This is a genomic window from Kibdelosporangium philippinense (genome assembly GCF_021390435.2).
GTDB lineage: Bacteria > Actinomycetota > Actinomycetes > Mycobacteriales > Pseudonocardiaceae > Kibdelosporangium > Kibdelosporangium philippinense.
In genome coordinates, this window is sequence record NZ_JAJVCN010000001.1 from 308,061 (window position 1) to 323,270 (window position 15,210).

Sequence of the window (15,210 nt, forward strand, 5' to 3'; positions counted from 1 at the left end):
CGAATCAACGAACTTGTCCACTATGGACTAACAGAACGAGTAAAGCCGGGGTCAAATTGAAATGATCTTGTTGGAGTGAAACGCTTTAAAGGTGCTTCACCTGTGCCATTGAAACTGCGAAAAGTATGGCGCGATCAACCTGCGGTAGGGTTGACCTTGTGCCTCTCGGGATGGAAACGAGTGCACTGGGGGAGCAAGGTCGGTCAACCGGGCCGAGGGTCGAGTTGCTTGGCCCGGTCAGAGTGGTCGACGCCGATACGGAGATCGGGCTTGGGCCCGCTCGGCAACGCGCGGTTTTCGTTGTCCTCGCGATGCGGTCCGGGCAGACGGTGTCCCGTGCTGAGCTGGTCGAAGCGGTGTGGGGCCGCTCCGCGCCTGCCAGCGCCGACGGCAGCGTCTACACGTACATGTCCGGGTTGCGGCGCACCCTTGCTCAGCTTGGCCGCGAACTCATTGTGTCCTCTGGAAACGGTTATTCGTTGCGAGTGGACTCCCATCAGGTCGACGTCACGCTGTTCGACGAGCTCTGCGAGCAGGCGAACACGTTGGCGGCACGGGCAGACCACCGCGGTGTCACCGAAAAGCTCGCTGACGCACTGAAGTTGTGGCGCGGCGAGGCTTTCGCCGGTGTGCCGGGGCCGTTCGCCGAGCAGGAGCGCGCACGCCTGGAACAGGCCAGGTTGCGGGCCGTTGAGACGCTGGCAAGGGCGCGGCTGGAACTGGGCGATCACGTCGAGCTCGCCGCGGACCTCGAAGTCCTGGTTCGTGACCATCCACTGCGGGAGTCGTTGCGGGAACTGCTGATGATCGCGCTGGCTCGCAGCGGGCGACACGCCGAGGCGCTCGACGTCTTCGCCGACGCGCGAGCGACCCTGTTGCGGGAACTGGGAGCGCATCCAGGACCGGACCTGTGCCAGGTGCACGCCGATGTGTTGGCGGGCAATGAGATGTATACGGCCGAGCCGGACGTGCCACGGCTCGATGTCCGGCCATGCACCGTCACACGGGTTGGCAGCCAGCCGTTCGTCGGCAGGCGTGCGGAACTCGAGCAGGTCCGTGAGCGGCTTGCCGGTGTGCGTGAAGGTGTCGGCGGCGCGGTCTGGATCGAAGGTGAGCCGGGGATTGGCAAGTCCGATCTGCTCGGTGCCGCGCTGTGCGACATCGAACCAAGCGACCTGCAGATCGGCTGGGCCGTCGCCGACGAGCTGGCCGGCCGGTTCCCGCTGCAGATCATGCTGGAATGCCTCGGCTTGGACCGCAAGCTGCCCGCTGGTGAGTCCATTGGTTCGATGGTCGAACGAATTTGCGCGACCGGGCCGCTTGTTCTTGTCCTCGATGACATGCAGTGGGCGGACGAAGACACCGTGCAAACATGGCGGCGGCTCTGCGAGGCCACGAACCGGCTGCCGCTGCTGCTGATCTGCGCCGCGAACACCGGCCACGGCCGTGACGATCTGACCGAGCTGCGCCACTACATCGAAAGTGGCGTGGAACGAGGTGGCGCGATCAACGTGCGGCCGCTCTCCTTTGTGGAGAGTGAGACTCTGCTGACCCAACTGGTCGGCGCGCGCCCAGGTCGAGTGCTGCGCCGGATCACCGCCCGTGCCGACGGCAACCCGTTGTACATGCGGCAAGTCGTGAACGCATTGGTGCTCGACGGCGCGGTGGAGATAGTGGACGGCGTCGCCTACATAGACGAGTCCAAAGCGGAGGACGCGCCGCGTTCGCTCGTCGCCGCGGTCGAACGGTCCTCGAAGTCGTTGTCCGACAGTACGAAGGAAATGCTCGTCTGGGTCGCCGTGCTCGGCCCCGAGGCCACGATCGGCAACATCGCCGCGGTCTCCGAGCGTCCAGTGTGGTATCTCGTTCGCGCGGTGACCGATGCGGTGAACGCCAACGTCCTGCTCGAGGACGGTCCAAAGTTGACTTTCCGGCACCAGCTGATGCGCGACACCGTGTACGGCGGCGTCGCCGGGCCGACCCGAGGTGTGCTGCATCGGCAGGCTGCCAAGGTTCTCGCTGACGCCGGCGCGCCACCGCATCGCGTGTCCGAGCAACTGGTTGCTTCGGGTGGGGACGTCGAACCGTGGGTGGCCGGGTGGCTGGCCGAACACGTCAACGAGCTGTCCGGCCGCGCCCCACAGGTCGCCGCCGATCTGATCGAGCAGGTGATCGACACCCTGGACATCGGCGATGCGCACCGGGAAGTGTTGCAGGCAGCGGAAATCCGGGTGCTGTTCCAGCTTTCCCGTGACCCGGAGGCGAAAGCACGGCACGCGCTGGCGATCTGCACGAATCCGGTGCTGGCCGCGGAGGTCCGGCAGTTGCTCGCCGCGATCGTGTACCGGCAAGGCAGGCGGGTCGAGGCGGTCGCGATTCTGACCGAAGTGCCGGTTGATCCACGGTTGCCGGAAGCGTGGCAGTTGCGATACCGGGCTTTGCTGGCATACCTGCGGCGCGACATGAGCAATATCGACACCGCGGAGGTTGCCGCCAAGGACGCGTACGAGGAAGCACTCAGCGCGGGCGACAACTTCTATGCGGCGCACGCGTTGCAGACCAGGTGGCTCGTCGACTCCATGCGACGGGATCACGTCGCGGCGCTGCGGCACGTCGACGAGGCGATCGATCTGATCACCGACCGCAAGGAGTTCGTCGGTCTGCAGTACGACTTGCTGGACAACAAGATCTACACCTTGCAGAACCTTGACCGGCTCGACGAAGCCGACGCGATGCTTGGCATGGCAGCCAGTCTGTCCCCGGTGAACGGATTGCCGATCGGACTGCACGTGACCGCGGCGGTGCACCACTATTGGCGCGGCCGGTGGGACGAGGCGTTGCAGGCGCTCAACACGGTTTCGGGCGACGGGCCATCGATCACGTACGCCGGTCTGATCGACGCGGGCCCGGCGCGGTTGTTGCTGCACGGGCTGTTCTCGTTGATCTCGGGACGCCGTGGCGATCACATCGCCGCGACCGCACACCTTGACGTGGCCGAGCACTATCTGGTGACCACCAAGGCGGAGCTGGAGAATTTCGACTTCGTCCTTGCCGCACGCGCGCTCGTCGCGGTCCAGGTGGGGGACATACGACGGGGGTACGAGGAACTCGCGCCTATCCTGCAGTCGACGTTCGCCGGAATGATGCTGCGCCACCAGTGGTTGCCCGCATTGGTCCGGATCGCCGTCAAGATGGGCGACTGGGAACGGGTCGAGCAGGCCGTCGACGTGCTCGAGCTCGAGGCTGCCAAGGAACCGGTGCCCGCGCGCGGTTTCTGCGCGTTGAACCGATGTACCGCGCTGCTCACGCGAGATCCTGAGCCTGGCCTGGTCGCAGCCGATCACTATCGGCGCGTCGGCAGGCCGGTCGAGCTGGCGTCGACGCTCGGCGACGTTGCCGAGCTGTTCGCCGAACGCGGGCTGATGGCCGATGCCCGCACCGCTTTTGCCGAGGCCGCGGCGATCTTCGCGGAAGTCGGGGCCCACTGGGACCTGGACTTCACGTCGGCCAGACTGGCCGAGCTGGGCATGTAACGCCACGGCCCTTCTGTCCTAGATGACGCCCGCTCGCAGGGCGTACGCCACCGCGTGTGCCCTGTTGCGCAGGTGCAGCCTGCTGGTCATGTTGAAGATGACGTTCTTCACGGTCCGCTCGGAGTACGCCAGTTCCTTGGCGATCTCCTCAGTGCCCCAGCCTTCCGCGATCAGCCGCAACACGTCCACCTCACGAGGTTCGAGGCCGGACGCGCTCAACCCGTTGGGCGCCAGTACTTCCTGCTGCAGGACCTTGATCCGGCGCAGCAGGCTGCCGAGCACATCGCGGGGCATGACGCCGTTGCCTGCGGCAGCGGCCACGATGCAGTCGACAAGCTGGTCTCCGGTGACGGAGTTCTTCGGCAGAATCGCGACGACGTGGCACTCGACCAGAGTCAGCAGTGGCGCGTCACCGAGTTCGCCGGTCATCAGGACGGTCGGCAGCCCCCCGTCGGCTGCCGAATTCCTCAACCGCGCCAACGCTTCCGGCCCCACCCGCTCGGTTGACAGCACCTGGACGTCGGCCTGATCCCGACTCTCCACCACTACGACCTCCGGTCTCTGCTGGAGGTAGCTGGATAGCCCAACGTAGGTGATGGGATCGGTGGCTTGTATGACGACCTTTACCCGTTCCATCGCGCCTTCCCGACATGCTCGCCTGTGGAATGGGATTAAGTCTTGGCCAAAGGCCTTCATAAACTCTTGCCGCGATTTGAACGAACCCGCAAGTAACCTTGACGGCGGTGGTGACAGGGGTCACCCACACGGCGGAATGTCCGGATACATCCGGTTTGGCCTCACACCTGGCTGACGTATTCAAGCTCATCGACGGTCGAAGCAGAAGACGTTTCACCTGTTCGGCGTCTTTTGGACAGCGAGATCTGCCCTCTTGGTCAGGGGGTTGAACCGTCACGCAGCGTCATAAAGTAGTGTGAAAGGCATCACACTAGGGAATTTCACAGGAATCTCATAAAAACTTTCGCATATGCGCCGGGTGTTCCTTTCACGACTTCCGGACTGTGCTGGAATGGGCTACCGCGCGGTATCCTCATGGGTAGATGTCGGGGGTGAGAGATGGCGGCGGAGCCGGTTGAGCCCCTGCGTGTCCAGGTGCTCGGGACAGTGAGTGCGTGGCGGGGCGACGAGCAGCTCGACCTTGGTTCTGGCAGGCAGCGTGCGGTGTTCGCGGCGCTGGCGATGCGCGCGAACCGTGTTGTCTCACGCGAAGATCTGGTCTCGTCGGTGTGGGGGGACAACCCGCCGACCGGTGCCAGCGGCAGTCTCTATACATACGTCTCCCGTCTGCGTCGCGTGCTGGAGCCCGACCGGTCACGGTGGTCCGGCGGTCAGACGCTGGTTTCCGCAGGTTCCGGGTATTCCTTGCAACTGGGCGACGGTCAGCTTGACGTCATTGAGTTCGACCGGCTCAGGGAATCTGCCAACGAGCTGTGGAACCGCCGCGACTTGACCGCGGCGAAGGCCGCGATGGACTCGGCGCTCGCGCTCTGGCACGGCGAGGCGTTGGCCGGCATTCAAGGACCGTCCGCTGCCTTGCACCGCAAGAGGTTGGCCGAGCTCAGGCTGGCCGCGCTTGAGCGCAGGGCCGAGATCATGCTCGGCGCGGGCGATATCAATGGTGCGGTAACAGAGCTTTATCGCCTCGCCAGCGCGCATCCCTTGCGGGAAAGCCTGCGTGGCCTGCTGATGACCGCTTTGCACCGAGGTGGGCGGGATCCCGAGGCGCTGGAGGTCTACGAAGAGACCAAACAAATCTTGATCGAGCAGCTCGGTATCGAGCCAGGTGCCAATCTGCGCCGCGTATATAACGACATCGTCGCCCGGCCGACGGCCAGTGCGCCCGCGACGCGGACACCTTCATTGGCCAAGGTCGCGATGCCGGATGTGTTCGTCGGTCGCGGCAATGAGCTTTCGGTGTTGCGTAATCGGCTTGCTGATGTGCTCCACGGAACAGGAGCCGCGGTATGGGTCGAAGGTGAGTCGGGTATTGGCAAGTCCGCTTTGTTGTCAGCGGCCTTGGGGGACGCGGCCGACCGTGGCGGGCAGCTGCTGTGGGCCGCGGGTGACGAGGTCGGCCGGCGATTCCCGTTGGGCCTGATCACCTCTTGTCTTGGTGTCGAGATCCGGTCGGCCGATCCGCGCCGGGTAGCCGTCGCGGAGTCGTTGCGGGCTGGCGAATCCGGCGCTTCGCAGCAGTGGCATCCCGAGGACTTGCTGCTCGCCGCGGTCGAGCAGCTGATCGACCTCGTCGACCAGCTGTGCGGGGACGGACCGGTAGTCCTGGTTCTTGACGATCTGCAGTGGGCCGACGACGCGAGCCTTTTGGTGTGGCACCGGCTGGTCCGGTTGACTCGTCAACTTCCGTTACTACTTGTCGGGTCCGCGCGGCCGCTGCCGCGCCGTGCCGAGCTTGACCAGCTTCGGTCCGTTGTGTCCACTTGGGGCGGCGACCTGCATTTGCTCGAGCCGCTCGACGAAGCGGGCACGGCCGAGCTGGCTGGCCGGCTGATCGGCGCTGAACCGGGTCCGACTTTGCTTGGACTGACCGACAGCGCCGCGGGCAATCCGGCCTTCATCCGCGAGATCGTGCACGCTTTGGTGCGGGACAAGGCCATTACGATCTCCGACGGCGTCGCCGATGTCGACGATATAGATGCAGAAGGACTGACCACGGCCCAGCCGACGCTGGCGTCGGTCGTCACTCGCCGGACCGGTCACCTCGCGAACCTCACCAAGGACGCGTTGCGGTGGGCCGCGTTGCTCGGTGTCGAGTTCGACCTCGGTGATCTCGCGACAGTGATGACGCGTCCGGCGTCCGAGTTGATCAGGGCGATCGAGGAGGCGACGGCCGCTGGCGTGCTGCGTGAAGCCGGTCAGCGCTTCGCGTTCCGGCACCCGTTGGTGCGTCGCGCTTTGTACGAGGCGATGCCCGAGGCTGTCCGAATCGCCCTACACCGCCAGGCAGCCGAGACACTCGACGAAGCTGGGGCCCAAGTTTCGTTGGTGGCAGCCCAGTTGCAAGGTGCGGGTGTCCCGGTCGACGCGTGGGTCACGCGGTGGCTGCTCGCGAACACGAATGCGGTCGCTCGTCGATCGCCGACCAGTGCGGCTGAACTGCTCGAACGTGCCATCACCAGCCCGGGGCTGCGCGACGAGGCAAGGGAAACGCTCACCGCGCGGCTGGCCAGGGTCAAGTTCTGGCTCGGCCGTAGCCCCGAGGTCGAGGCCCGATCGGTGCTCGCGATGACAAGCGACCCCGAGCGTGCCGCGGAGATGCGCCTGGTTTTGGCCTATTTGGACTATCTCAATCACGACAACGCCCGCGCGATCGAGGCGCTCGACCAAGTGGTCGGCGACCCGGACGTGCCGGAGCACTGGCGAGCCCGGCACCAGGCGCTGCGCTGGATGGTGGTCCGCAGTGGACTCGACGACCCGGCCTCGGCCGAGCAGGACGCGGCGGCCGATTTGGAGGAAGCGCTCAAAGAGAAGGACGCCTTCTCCATCGCGCAGTGGTCGCAGTACATGTGGCTGACAGCTTCCATGTTGCGCAAGCACCCGGAAGCGCTCGAACACATCAACGCGTCGATCGCGGCCATCTCCGGCCAGACCGAACTGGCGGATCTGCTGATCAGCTTCCTCGACAACAAGATGTTCACCCTGCAGAACCTCGACCGGCTCGACGACGCGGGCCAGACGCTGGACGCGGCGCGGCATCTGGTCAGCCGGGTCAATTTGCCGAGCGGCCCGCACATCGCCGCGGCCGTGCACTACTTCTGGCTCGGCCGGTGGGATGAAGCACTGGCTGATTTGGACTCCGTGATGCGGGACGGCCCGGAGATCACGTTCTACGGTCTGCGTCAGCACGGCGTGATCCGGTTGCTGCACGGCACGGCCGCGTTGATCGCCGTACACCGGGATGATTCGGTCAGCCTCGAGCGGCACCTGAAGATGGCGGCGGACCTGACGGATCCGACGCCGGAAGCCAAGGATAACATCGACTTCCTGATGATGGCCCAGGCGCTGGCCGCCGAGCAGCGCGGTAGACCGAGCGAGGCGCTGCAGATCCTGACGCCGGCGCTCAACCACGGCTACTCCCGGATGATGTTGCGCCACCAGTGGTTGCCCAAACTTGTCCGGCTCGCGATCGATTTTGGTGAGCGCGATCTGGCCCAGCAGGCGTTGCAGGTGTGTGAAGCCGAGGCAGAGCTGGAGGTCCGTCCGGCCAGGGCGGCGGCCGCGGTGCAGTGGTGCCGCGGGCTGATCGAACAGGACCCGGGCGCGCTGCTGACCGTGGCGAAGCACTTCTCCGTCGTTGGTCGCAAGGTCGAACACGGCATGGCCGCGGAGGATGCCGCGATCCTGCTGGCCGCCGACCGCAGGCTGGAAGAGGCCCGCGAAGCCTTGCACGACGCCATCATTGTCTACACGGAACTCGGCGCGGCATGGGATATCCGCCGCGCCGAGTCCAGGTTGGCGCCGTTCGGCCTGCGACCGACCACTGTCCCGGTCGGACCGTTGTCCAAAGTGGAGATCAGGATCGCCAGGCTGGTCGCGGCTGGTTGGCCGAACGCGGACATCGCGACCCAGCTTTCCCTGTCCCGCGGCACAGTGCAGATGCACGTGTCACGGATCCTGCGTAAACTGGGCGTGGACTCCAGGCTGGCCATCACCAACGACCTCATTGGACAGAGCTAGGGACGTTGTCCGACTTTGTCCACAATGGCGTAGTTGACCAGTGCGACCGCTGTGCGGTAGCCGAGGTATTGGTACGACTTGGCGTCGACGATGAAGCTGCCGGAGTGCACGTCGGTCTTCCACTCGATCTGGATGCCCCGTCGTCCGACCGCGTCCTTGACACCAGTGACCGCACGCAGGCCAGGGATCTTGCTGACAGCGCCGAACAACGCGGCCCTCGACTCCGGCGCCATGACGGTGCTCTGCAGCAGCCATGAGATGTCCTTGCCGATCGAGTTGATGCTGTCGCCGTTGTTCGCCTTCAGATAGCCGACCATGCCGTCGACGTCCTTGGGCAGATCCGGCCGGTAGGCGGGATCGGGCACGCACTTCTCGGTCTCGCCGGGAAGTGGTTCCTTGCCTTTGACCACCGCCTTGCGGCCGTCGCGGCATCCAGGTATGAGCATCGGGTCCGGCATCAGAATCAGCCCGTCGTGCGTGCCGTCGATGGATGCCCACATTTCCCTTGCGCCGTCGGGCTCCTGCACCTTGGTGTACAGATACTGGTTCGGTGCCGGCGTGATGTCGTACGCCTGCAACGCCGCGGCCGAGGCGTTCCGCAGGACCTGAATGGGATCGGCGGTCGCGGTGTTGTTCTCTTCTGGCGTGATCAAGGTGAACGCGGCGAAAATCGCTGCTGCCATCCCGATCACAGCGCCGCCGTACACGGTGTATCGCTTTGCCCGACGCGGTCTGCGGGCGGCGAGCAGACGGGCACGGGCGGGTGCTAGCTCCTCTGCGGTCGCCAGTGGGATCTCGTCGCCGAGTTCGCGAATCAGCTGCAACTCATCCATGGGGTCTTGATCTCCTCCTCCGCTTGCTGGTCAGGGACTTCCAGTACCGCGCGGACCTGCTTGCGGGCCCGATTCAGTCGTGATCGGACAGTGCCGACCGGAATCCTCAGCGCCACGGCGACTTCGTCGTAGGTGAGCCCTTCCCACGCGATGAGGAGCAGCACATCTCGATCCCCAGTGGACAGTTCTGCGAGCGCGATCCCCAGCAAATTCCCCATTGCCTGTGCGGCCACTTGAGCCACTACACGTTCGGCGTGCGACACTTCATCGGGTTCCGGCGTGACGGCGTTGCGTAGCTTGAACTGTTTCACCTCGTCTCGCCGGTGCTGGCTGACCAGGTTTGTCGCGATCCCGTACAGCCAAGGCCTGGCGTCGGGTCGAGTCGTGTCGTATCGCTTGCGTTTGCCGAATGCGGCCAGGAATGTCTCGGCCACAAGATCGTCCGCGGCCTCGCGGCCCAGCCGTCTGGTGAGGTAGCGGTGCACGTACGGCGCGTGCCGGTCGAAGATCACGGCGAACAGGTCGGGATCCCGCAGCGATGCGAAGATGATCGCCGCGTCATCCCAGTCCTCCCTCTGGTTCAAACGAACCACCCTTCCCGGTATGGACGCTTCACCTGTTATCCGTAGGACGCGCGAAAAGAGTTCACGATGCCCTGCGGAGCAGAACGAAACCGTCTTGTTCCGCCACCGTCCGGTAGTCGGTCTGCCGGAGTCGTTCCAGGTCAGCCGACTGTGCGGCGGATGACTTCGGCCAGTCCGCGTAGTTCGTGTCCACGATCACCCAGTCCGCGTCCGTGCTGATGCGTGGCCGTATGACGGGGAAGAACTGCACGGTGGTGCGGTTGGTGAGATGAGGCGCCAATGTGTTCGACGCGGCGACGGTCACGCCATCCGGGATCATGTCCATCAAGCGATGTGCGGCCGTGATCCGGGAGGTTGTCTGCCATGTCTTCGCATCGGTCAGTTTCCCCAGCGGAAGCGTGGTGAGCCCAAGGACCGACGACACCACGCAGACCGCGACGACCAACCTGGTTGTGTTGCGATAGGCGTGGGCGGGCAGGTTCAGCTTCCCCCTCGCGAGCGCGTCGACCATGGCGATAAAGACGATCGGCATCAGCACGGCGCCGTAGTGGAAACCGGTCTCCCAGTGGGACGGGTTGGTCGACAGCAGTCGCCACAGCAGGGTCGGTACGGCGATCAGGCTCACTGGCGAGAGCAACGCAAGCAGCGCGGTCGGCGCGAACACGGCGACCAGCAGCACAAGTTTCTTGTCGTTGTCGAACAGCCTCCCGGGCAGCTCCGACAAGCTGAAGCCGGTGCCGAGGTCGCCCGTGAAGCCGTACACCCCCGCCGGGTTCATCGCCGGGATCAGGACCTTCAGGATCACCAGGAAACTCAGGACGCTCGCGACCATCACCCACCCGCCCAGCCGCCGTTGGCCCTTGAGGAACAGGTATCCGCCGATCACCGTGACGGTCAACGGCAAGTCCTCCTTGACCAGGATCAGTGGCGCCGCTAAGCACACCGCGGCGGTCCACTGTTCACGCAACAGTCGTTCGATCGCGAACGCCAGCAACGGCACAGCGAAGACGACTTCGTGGAAGTCGAAGTCCACAGTGGTCTGCAGGCCCCACGAGAGCCCGTACGCCACCCCGATCAGCAGGCCGATCCGGCGGTCCACGAGCCTGATCGCGATCCGGGTGACCGGCACGACCGACACCGCGAGCAGACCTGCCTGGGCGAAAAGCAGCGTGATCGGGCTGGGGAAGATCCAGTACAGCGGTGCCAGGGTGGCCAGGATGGGGTGGAAGTGGTCACCCAGCATCACGAAGCCCGGCCCCTTCAGCTCGGACACCGGGGCACGGAACTCGGCGTAAGACCGGACGATCTGCTCGAAAATCCCCAGGTCAAACCCTGTCGTCCGGAGATGGAGGTGGTTGGTCAGGGACAACAGGCCGTAGAGCGTGAAGAATACGAAAGCCAACGGCCAGACACGAAGGGTTACTGAGGTGGGACGAGTGATCAGCACGTCGCCACCCTGGAAACACCGCGCTGAAGCAAACCTGAAGCTCGCTGAAGACGTCTTCAGCGAATCGATCACGGGATGGTTGAGTGGACGGCGATGCGAATACTGGTAGTCGAGGATGAGCGGCGGCTGGCCGCGGCGCTCAAACGCGGCCTTGAGGCGAACGCGTTCACCGTCGACATCGTCCACAATGGCCCGGACGCGGTGTGGATGGCCGAGCAGCGGCCGTATTCCGCGATCGTGCTGGACATCATGCTGCCCGGGATGAACGGCTACCGCGTCTGCGCCGAGTTGCGGCGATCTGGCGTGACCACACCGATCCTGATGCTGACCGCGAAGGACGGTGAGTACGACGAGGCAGAGGGCCTGGACACGGGCGCGGACGACTACCTGACCAAGCCGTTCTCGTACGTCGTGCTGATCGCGCGGATCAGGGCGCTGCTGCGGCGTGGTCACGCGGCACCGGCGAAGTTGTGTGTGGACGATCTCGTCGTCGACCCGGGATCGGGCACGGTTCGCCGTGGCGGCAAGGAGATCAGCCTGACCGCGCGGGAGTTCGCGATCCTGGAATGCCTTGCCCGCAGGCCGAACCTGGTGCTGAGCAAGGACGAGATCCTGCAGCACGTCTGGGACGAACACTATGAGGGGGACGTGAACGTCGTCGAGGTCCACGTCAGCGCGCTACGCAGGAAGATCGACCAGCCATTCGGCCTGCGCACGATCGAGACCGTGCGTGGCATGGGATACCGGTTGGCTGGTCGTGCGATTTAGGAACTGGCCAACGGGTGTGCGCTCGGCGGTCGCCGCCGGGCTGATCGCGCTCGTGCTGTTCACCGCGGGCGCGTTGTGGCTGCGGCTCTCGATCTCAGGTCTGGACGACGACCGGCACACCGCCCAACTCGCGGGTGCACAAGCGATCGCGGACTCGGTGATTCCGATCCTGCGCGCGGGCAAGGACATCGCGACAGGTGAAGGCCAGTACGAAGTCGTGCACAGCGACGGGAGGGTACTGGGCGCGGGTCGCGAGATCAGATCCGTCGAGGACGCGCTCGGGCGCTCAGTGTTCCCGCCGCCGACCTCGGATGCCAGCGGCGGCCAGGTTTTTCGTTTCCCTGGCGTTGTCGCGCAGGACGCATCGACGCCGTACTCCTCGTGGCCGCCGGGGGAGGTCTATCTCAAGACGATCGATGATGACACCGGCAGGATCGCAGTCTACGTCTACCTTGGATACTCCGATCCGGGCATGGCGCTGGACCTGGACACGTGGCTGTGGCCGGGGGTGCCCGCGGGTGCGCTGCTCGTTGCCCTTGTCGCGTGGGCTTCGGCGGCTAGTGCGTTGCGACCGGTGGAGTGGATCCGGGTACAGGCCGCCGACATCAGCACGCACTCGTTGGAACAGCGAGTCGACGTACCGGTCCGGTGGATGGGGATGAGCCGGTTGTCGATCGGCGTGCGCGCTGGGATCGCGGCTGCGCTCATGTCCGCAGGGCCGCTTGTCGCAGGGGTCGTGTGGCTGCGGCATGCCGTTGACGACGTGAACACCGCCAGGTTCATGGCCGAGTCCTCCGCGGCTTACGGAGCCCTTGACGGGATCGAGCTCGGCTTGCGCGCGGACGTTCCGATCGTGCCGACGATCCGGGATTCGAAGGCATACCTGTACGAAGTGGTGTACTCGGACGGGCACACCGATTCCAGCCCGGCCGTCACGTGGGCCGAATCCATCATCGGACGGCCGTTGCTTGCCGCGCCGCTGCCGAACGCGACCGCCATGTACGCCACTGACATCGTCAACTTGACGGAGGAAAACAGGCTCTGGCTCCGGTCGCTGCTGCCGGACGTGGGTGCGCCGGTGAACGTGTGGAAACGTGAGGTGGGTACCGCGCGTGGCACGGCAGCCATCTACACCTTCGAGGTCAACTCGGTCGAAGGAAATCCAGCGGTGGCAATGGATCGCGTGCTGTTCCCAGCAGTCCCGGCATCGATGGCACTGATCGGACTCGCCGCGTGGTCGGGAACCACGCGCTCCTTGCGGCCGGTGGAACGGATCAGGGAACAAGCCGGGGAGATCAGCACCAGCGCGTTGGATCTGCGGGTGCCCGTTCCGGCCACACGCGACGCGATCTCCCGGCTTGCCTTGACGTTGAACGAAATGCTCGACCGTCTGGAGAACTCGGTCAAGGTGCAGCGGCAGTTCATCGCTGACGCCGCGCATGAGCTGCGCAGCCCGATCGCCAGCCTTCGGACAGTGCTTGAGGTGGCACGTGACCACCCCGATCAGGCGGACTGGTTGTCGGTCATCGGCGACGCGGTGACCGACACTCGCCGCCTCGAAGTTCTCGCTGAGGATCTGTTGTTGTTGGCCCGTTTGGACTCTGCGCTGCCTCTGCCGACTGCCTCGGTTGATCTGTCCGAAGTGGCTGATGGCTATCGTGACCGTGCTGAGTTGACTGTGGACGGTTCTGCGTTCGTCAAGGGTGACGTCAAGCAGCTGGATCGACTGCTGCGTAACCTGGTTGACAACGCTGCGAGGCACGCGGTCTCGCGCGTATCGGTGGCGGTCAGGTCTACTGAGGACAAGGAGATCCTCGAAGTGGCCGATGACGGGCCGGGAATCCCGGCGGCGGACCGTGAGCGTGTCTTCGACCGGTTCACCCGGCTCGACGAAGCACGGGACAGTGATGCCGGTGGGGCAGGGTTGGGTCTGGCGATCGCCAGGGAGATCGCTGTCCGGCACGGCGGCACGCTCACGGTCGGCGATCACGCGGTCTTCACGGCTTCCTTCCCCAAGGCCGCATCGAGTTGATCCCGATCAAGCAACCCTTCCCAACGCGCGACCACGAACGTGGCCACACAGTTGCCGAGCAGGTTCGTGAACACGCGCATCGAATCCATGATCCGGTCGGCGCCAAGCAGCAATGACACCGCGGCAGCGGGAATCGACCCGACCGCGGCCAATGTCGCCGACAGGGCGAGGAAAGCCGAACCAGGAACACCGGCCATGCCTTTGGACGTCAGCATGAGCACAAGCACGATGACGATCTGATCACCCAGCGATAGCGGAACACCGACCGCCTGCGCGAGGAAAACAGTTGCTAGAGAAAGATAGATCGAGGCTCCGTCGAGGTTGAAGGAGTAGCCGGTCGGCAGGACAAGCCCGACCGCGGCCTTCTGACAGCCCGCTTGCTCCAATTTGGCCATCATCCTCGGCATCACGGATTCAGAGGACGCGGTGGCCAGCGCCAGTGCGAATTCCTCGCGCGTGAACTGGATGAACTTCCACAGGTTGACGCCAGCGCCCACCTTGGCGATGACGACAAGGACCAGGCAGAACAGAACCGCGGCGCCGTAACACGCGGCGATCAACAACCCGAAAGCGCTCAAAGAGGACAGACCGTATTGCCCGACGATGAACGCCATCGCGCCAAGCGCGCCGAGGGGTGCGAGCTTCATGACGTAGCCGACGATCCGGAAGATGATCTGCGTCAGCTCGTCCAGCATCTTGAGCACAAGCGACGGTCCAGAATGGTCGGCGAACGCGGCCAGCGCGACCCCGAAGAGTACGGAGAAGAGCAGGACCTGCAGCAAACTGTTGGTAGCGAACGCGTTCACCACACTCGACGGAATGATGTTGAGCAGGAACTCGACCGTGCCCGGCAGGTGCGCGCCGCCGGTCTTCTGGTCGATGGCGTTCGGGTCGAGCGTGCTCGGATCGATGTTCATGCCGGTGCCCGGGCCGACGATGTTGGCCACGAGCAGGCCGAGCGCGAGCGCGGCGGTCGTGACGACTTCGAAGTAGATGATCGCCTTCAACCCGATCCTGCCGACCGCCTTGAGGTCGCCGACCTTGGCGATCCCCGTGACGACAACGCAGAAGATGAGGGGAGCGATGATCATCTTGATCAGCTTGATGAACCCGTCGCCGAGAGGTTTGAGATCGGCGCCGAAGCCCGGCCAGATCGCGCCGATCGCCAGCCCGATCACGACCGCGACGAGGACCTGGAAGAACATCGAGCGGTGCAGTCCGCGCATACAGGGTCCTGCCTTTCGTGGAAACTTTCTTCCACGAAAGGGAAACCTGACGGTGTTTCACCGCGGTAACGCGA

The 15,210-nt window shown here is 64.7% G+C and carries 9 protein-coding genes; 4 read left to right on the forward strand and 5 right to left on the reverse strand.

Annotated features, from left to right (window positions below):
• The first annotated feature begins 158 nt into the window (after positions 1-158).
• The gene (locus LWC34_RS01485) at positions 159-3,533 is read left to right on the forward strand and encodes an ATP-binding protein (protein WP_233722585.1); all 3,375 of its coding nucleotides are present in this window, start codon (positions 159-161) and stop codon (positions 3,531-3,533) included.
• A gap of 18 nt (positions 3,534-3,551) precedes the next feature.
• Here LWC34_RS01485 and LWC34_RS01490 read toward each other — a convergent pair whose 3' ends face one another.
• Positions 3,552-4,076 (reverse strand): helix-turn-helix transcriptional regulator, encoded by a 525-nt coding sequence (locus LWC34_RS01490; protein ID WP_308199947.1) that lies wholly within the window; start codon positions 4,074-4,076, stop codon positions 3,552-3,554.
• Between the two features lie 579 nt (positions 4,077-4,655).
• Between LWC34_RS01490 and LWC34_RS01495 the strand changes: the two genes are divergently transcribed.
• On the forward strand, positions 4,656-8,246 hold the full coding sequence (locus LWC34_RS01495) for a BTAD domain-containing putative transcriptional regulator (RefSeq protein WP_233722587.1): 3,591 nt from the start codon (positions 4,656-4,658) through the stop codon (positions 8,244-8,246).
• On the opposite strand, the gene LWC34_RS01500 is transcribed toward LWC34_RS01495, so the two are convergent.
• The 3 genes from LWC34_RS01500 to LWC34_RS01510 all read right to left on the reverse strand — a co-directional run bounded on the left by LWC34_RS01500 (position 8,243) and on the right by LWC34_RS01510 (position 11,110).
• Complete coding sequence (locus tag LWC34_RS01500; protein WP_233722588.1) at positions 8,243-9,079, reverse strand: CU044_5270 family protein; 837 nt, start codon at positions 9,077-9,079, stop codon at positions 8,243-8,245. The two genes, LWC34_RS01495 and LWC34_RS01500, sit on opposite strands and share 4 nt — an antisense overlap.
• Positions 9,061-9,663 carry an RNA polymerase sigma factor gene (locus LWC34_RS01505; RefSeq protein ID WP_233722589.1) on the reverse strand — a complete coding sequence of 201 codons (603 nt, stop codon included), beginning with the start codon at positions 9,661-9,663 and terminating at the stop codon, positions 9,061-9,063. Before LWC34_RS01505 ends, LWC34_RS01500 begins: the two co-directional genes overlap by 19 nt.
• Before the next feature lie 61 nt (positions 9,664-9,724).
• The gene (locus tag LWC34_RS01510; RefSeq protein WP_233722590.1) at positions 9,725-11,110 is read right to left on the reverse strand and encodes a DUF2079 domain-containing protein; all 1,386 of its coding nucleotides are present in this window, start codon (positions 11,108-11,110) and stop codon (positions 9,725-9,727) included.
• Positions 11,111-11,203: 93 nt separating this feature from the next.
• Here LWC34_RS01510 and LWC34_RS01515 point away from each other — a divergent pair, with 93 nt between their 5' ends.
• Together LWC34_RS01515 and LWC34_RS57865 are read left to right on the forward strand one after the other, a co-directional pair.
• Positions 11,204-11,878 carry a response regulator transcription factor gene (locus LWC34_RS01515; protein ID WP_233722591.1) on the forward strand — a complete coding sequence of 225 codons (675 nt, stop codon included), beginning with the start codon at positions 11,204-11,206 and terminating at the stop codon, positions 11,876-11,878.
• The gene (locus LWC34_RS57865) at positions 11,868-13,910 is read left to right on the forward strand and encodes a sensor histidine kinase (protein ID WP_233722592.1); all 2,043 of its coding nucleotides are present in this window, start codon (positions 11,868-11,870) and stop codon (positions 13,908-13,910) included. Before LWC34_RS01515 ends, LWC34_RS57865 begins: the two co-directional genes overlap by 11 nt.
• On the opposite strand, the gene dctA is transcribed toward LWC34_RS57865, so the two are convergent.
• A complete protein-coding gene (gene dctA / locus LWC34_RS01525) occupies positions 13,865-15,136 on the reverse strand; it encodes a C4-dicarboxylate transporter DctA (protein WP_233722593.1) in 1,272 nt (423 codons plus the stop codon). The genes LWC34_RS57865 and dctA overlap by 46 nt on opposite strands.
• Positions 15,137-15,210: the final 74 nt, after the last annotated feature.

What these genes read in the sequence shown, in the direction of transcription:
- LWC34_RS01500 (WP_233722588.1), bottom strand. Translation starts at nt 9,079, where the DNA reads ATGGATGAGTTGCAGCTGATTCGCGAACTCGGCGACGAGATCCCACTG.
- LWC34_RS01515 (WP_233722591.1), top strand. Translation starts at nt 11,204, where the DNA reads ATGCGAATACTGGTAGTCGAGGATGAGCGGCGGCTGGCCGCGGCGCTC.
- dctA (WP_233722593.1), bottom strand. Translation starts at nt 15,136, where the DNA reads ATGCGCGGACTGCACCGCTCGATGTTCTTCCAGGTCCTCGTCGCGGTC.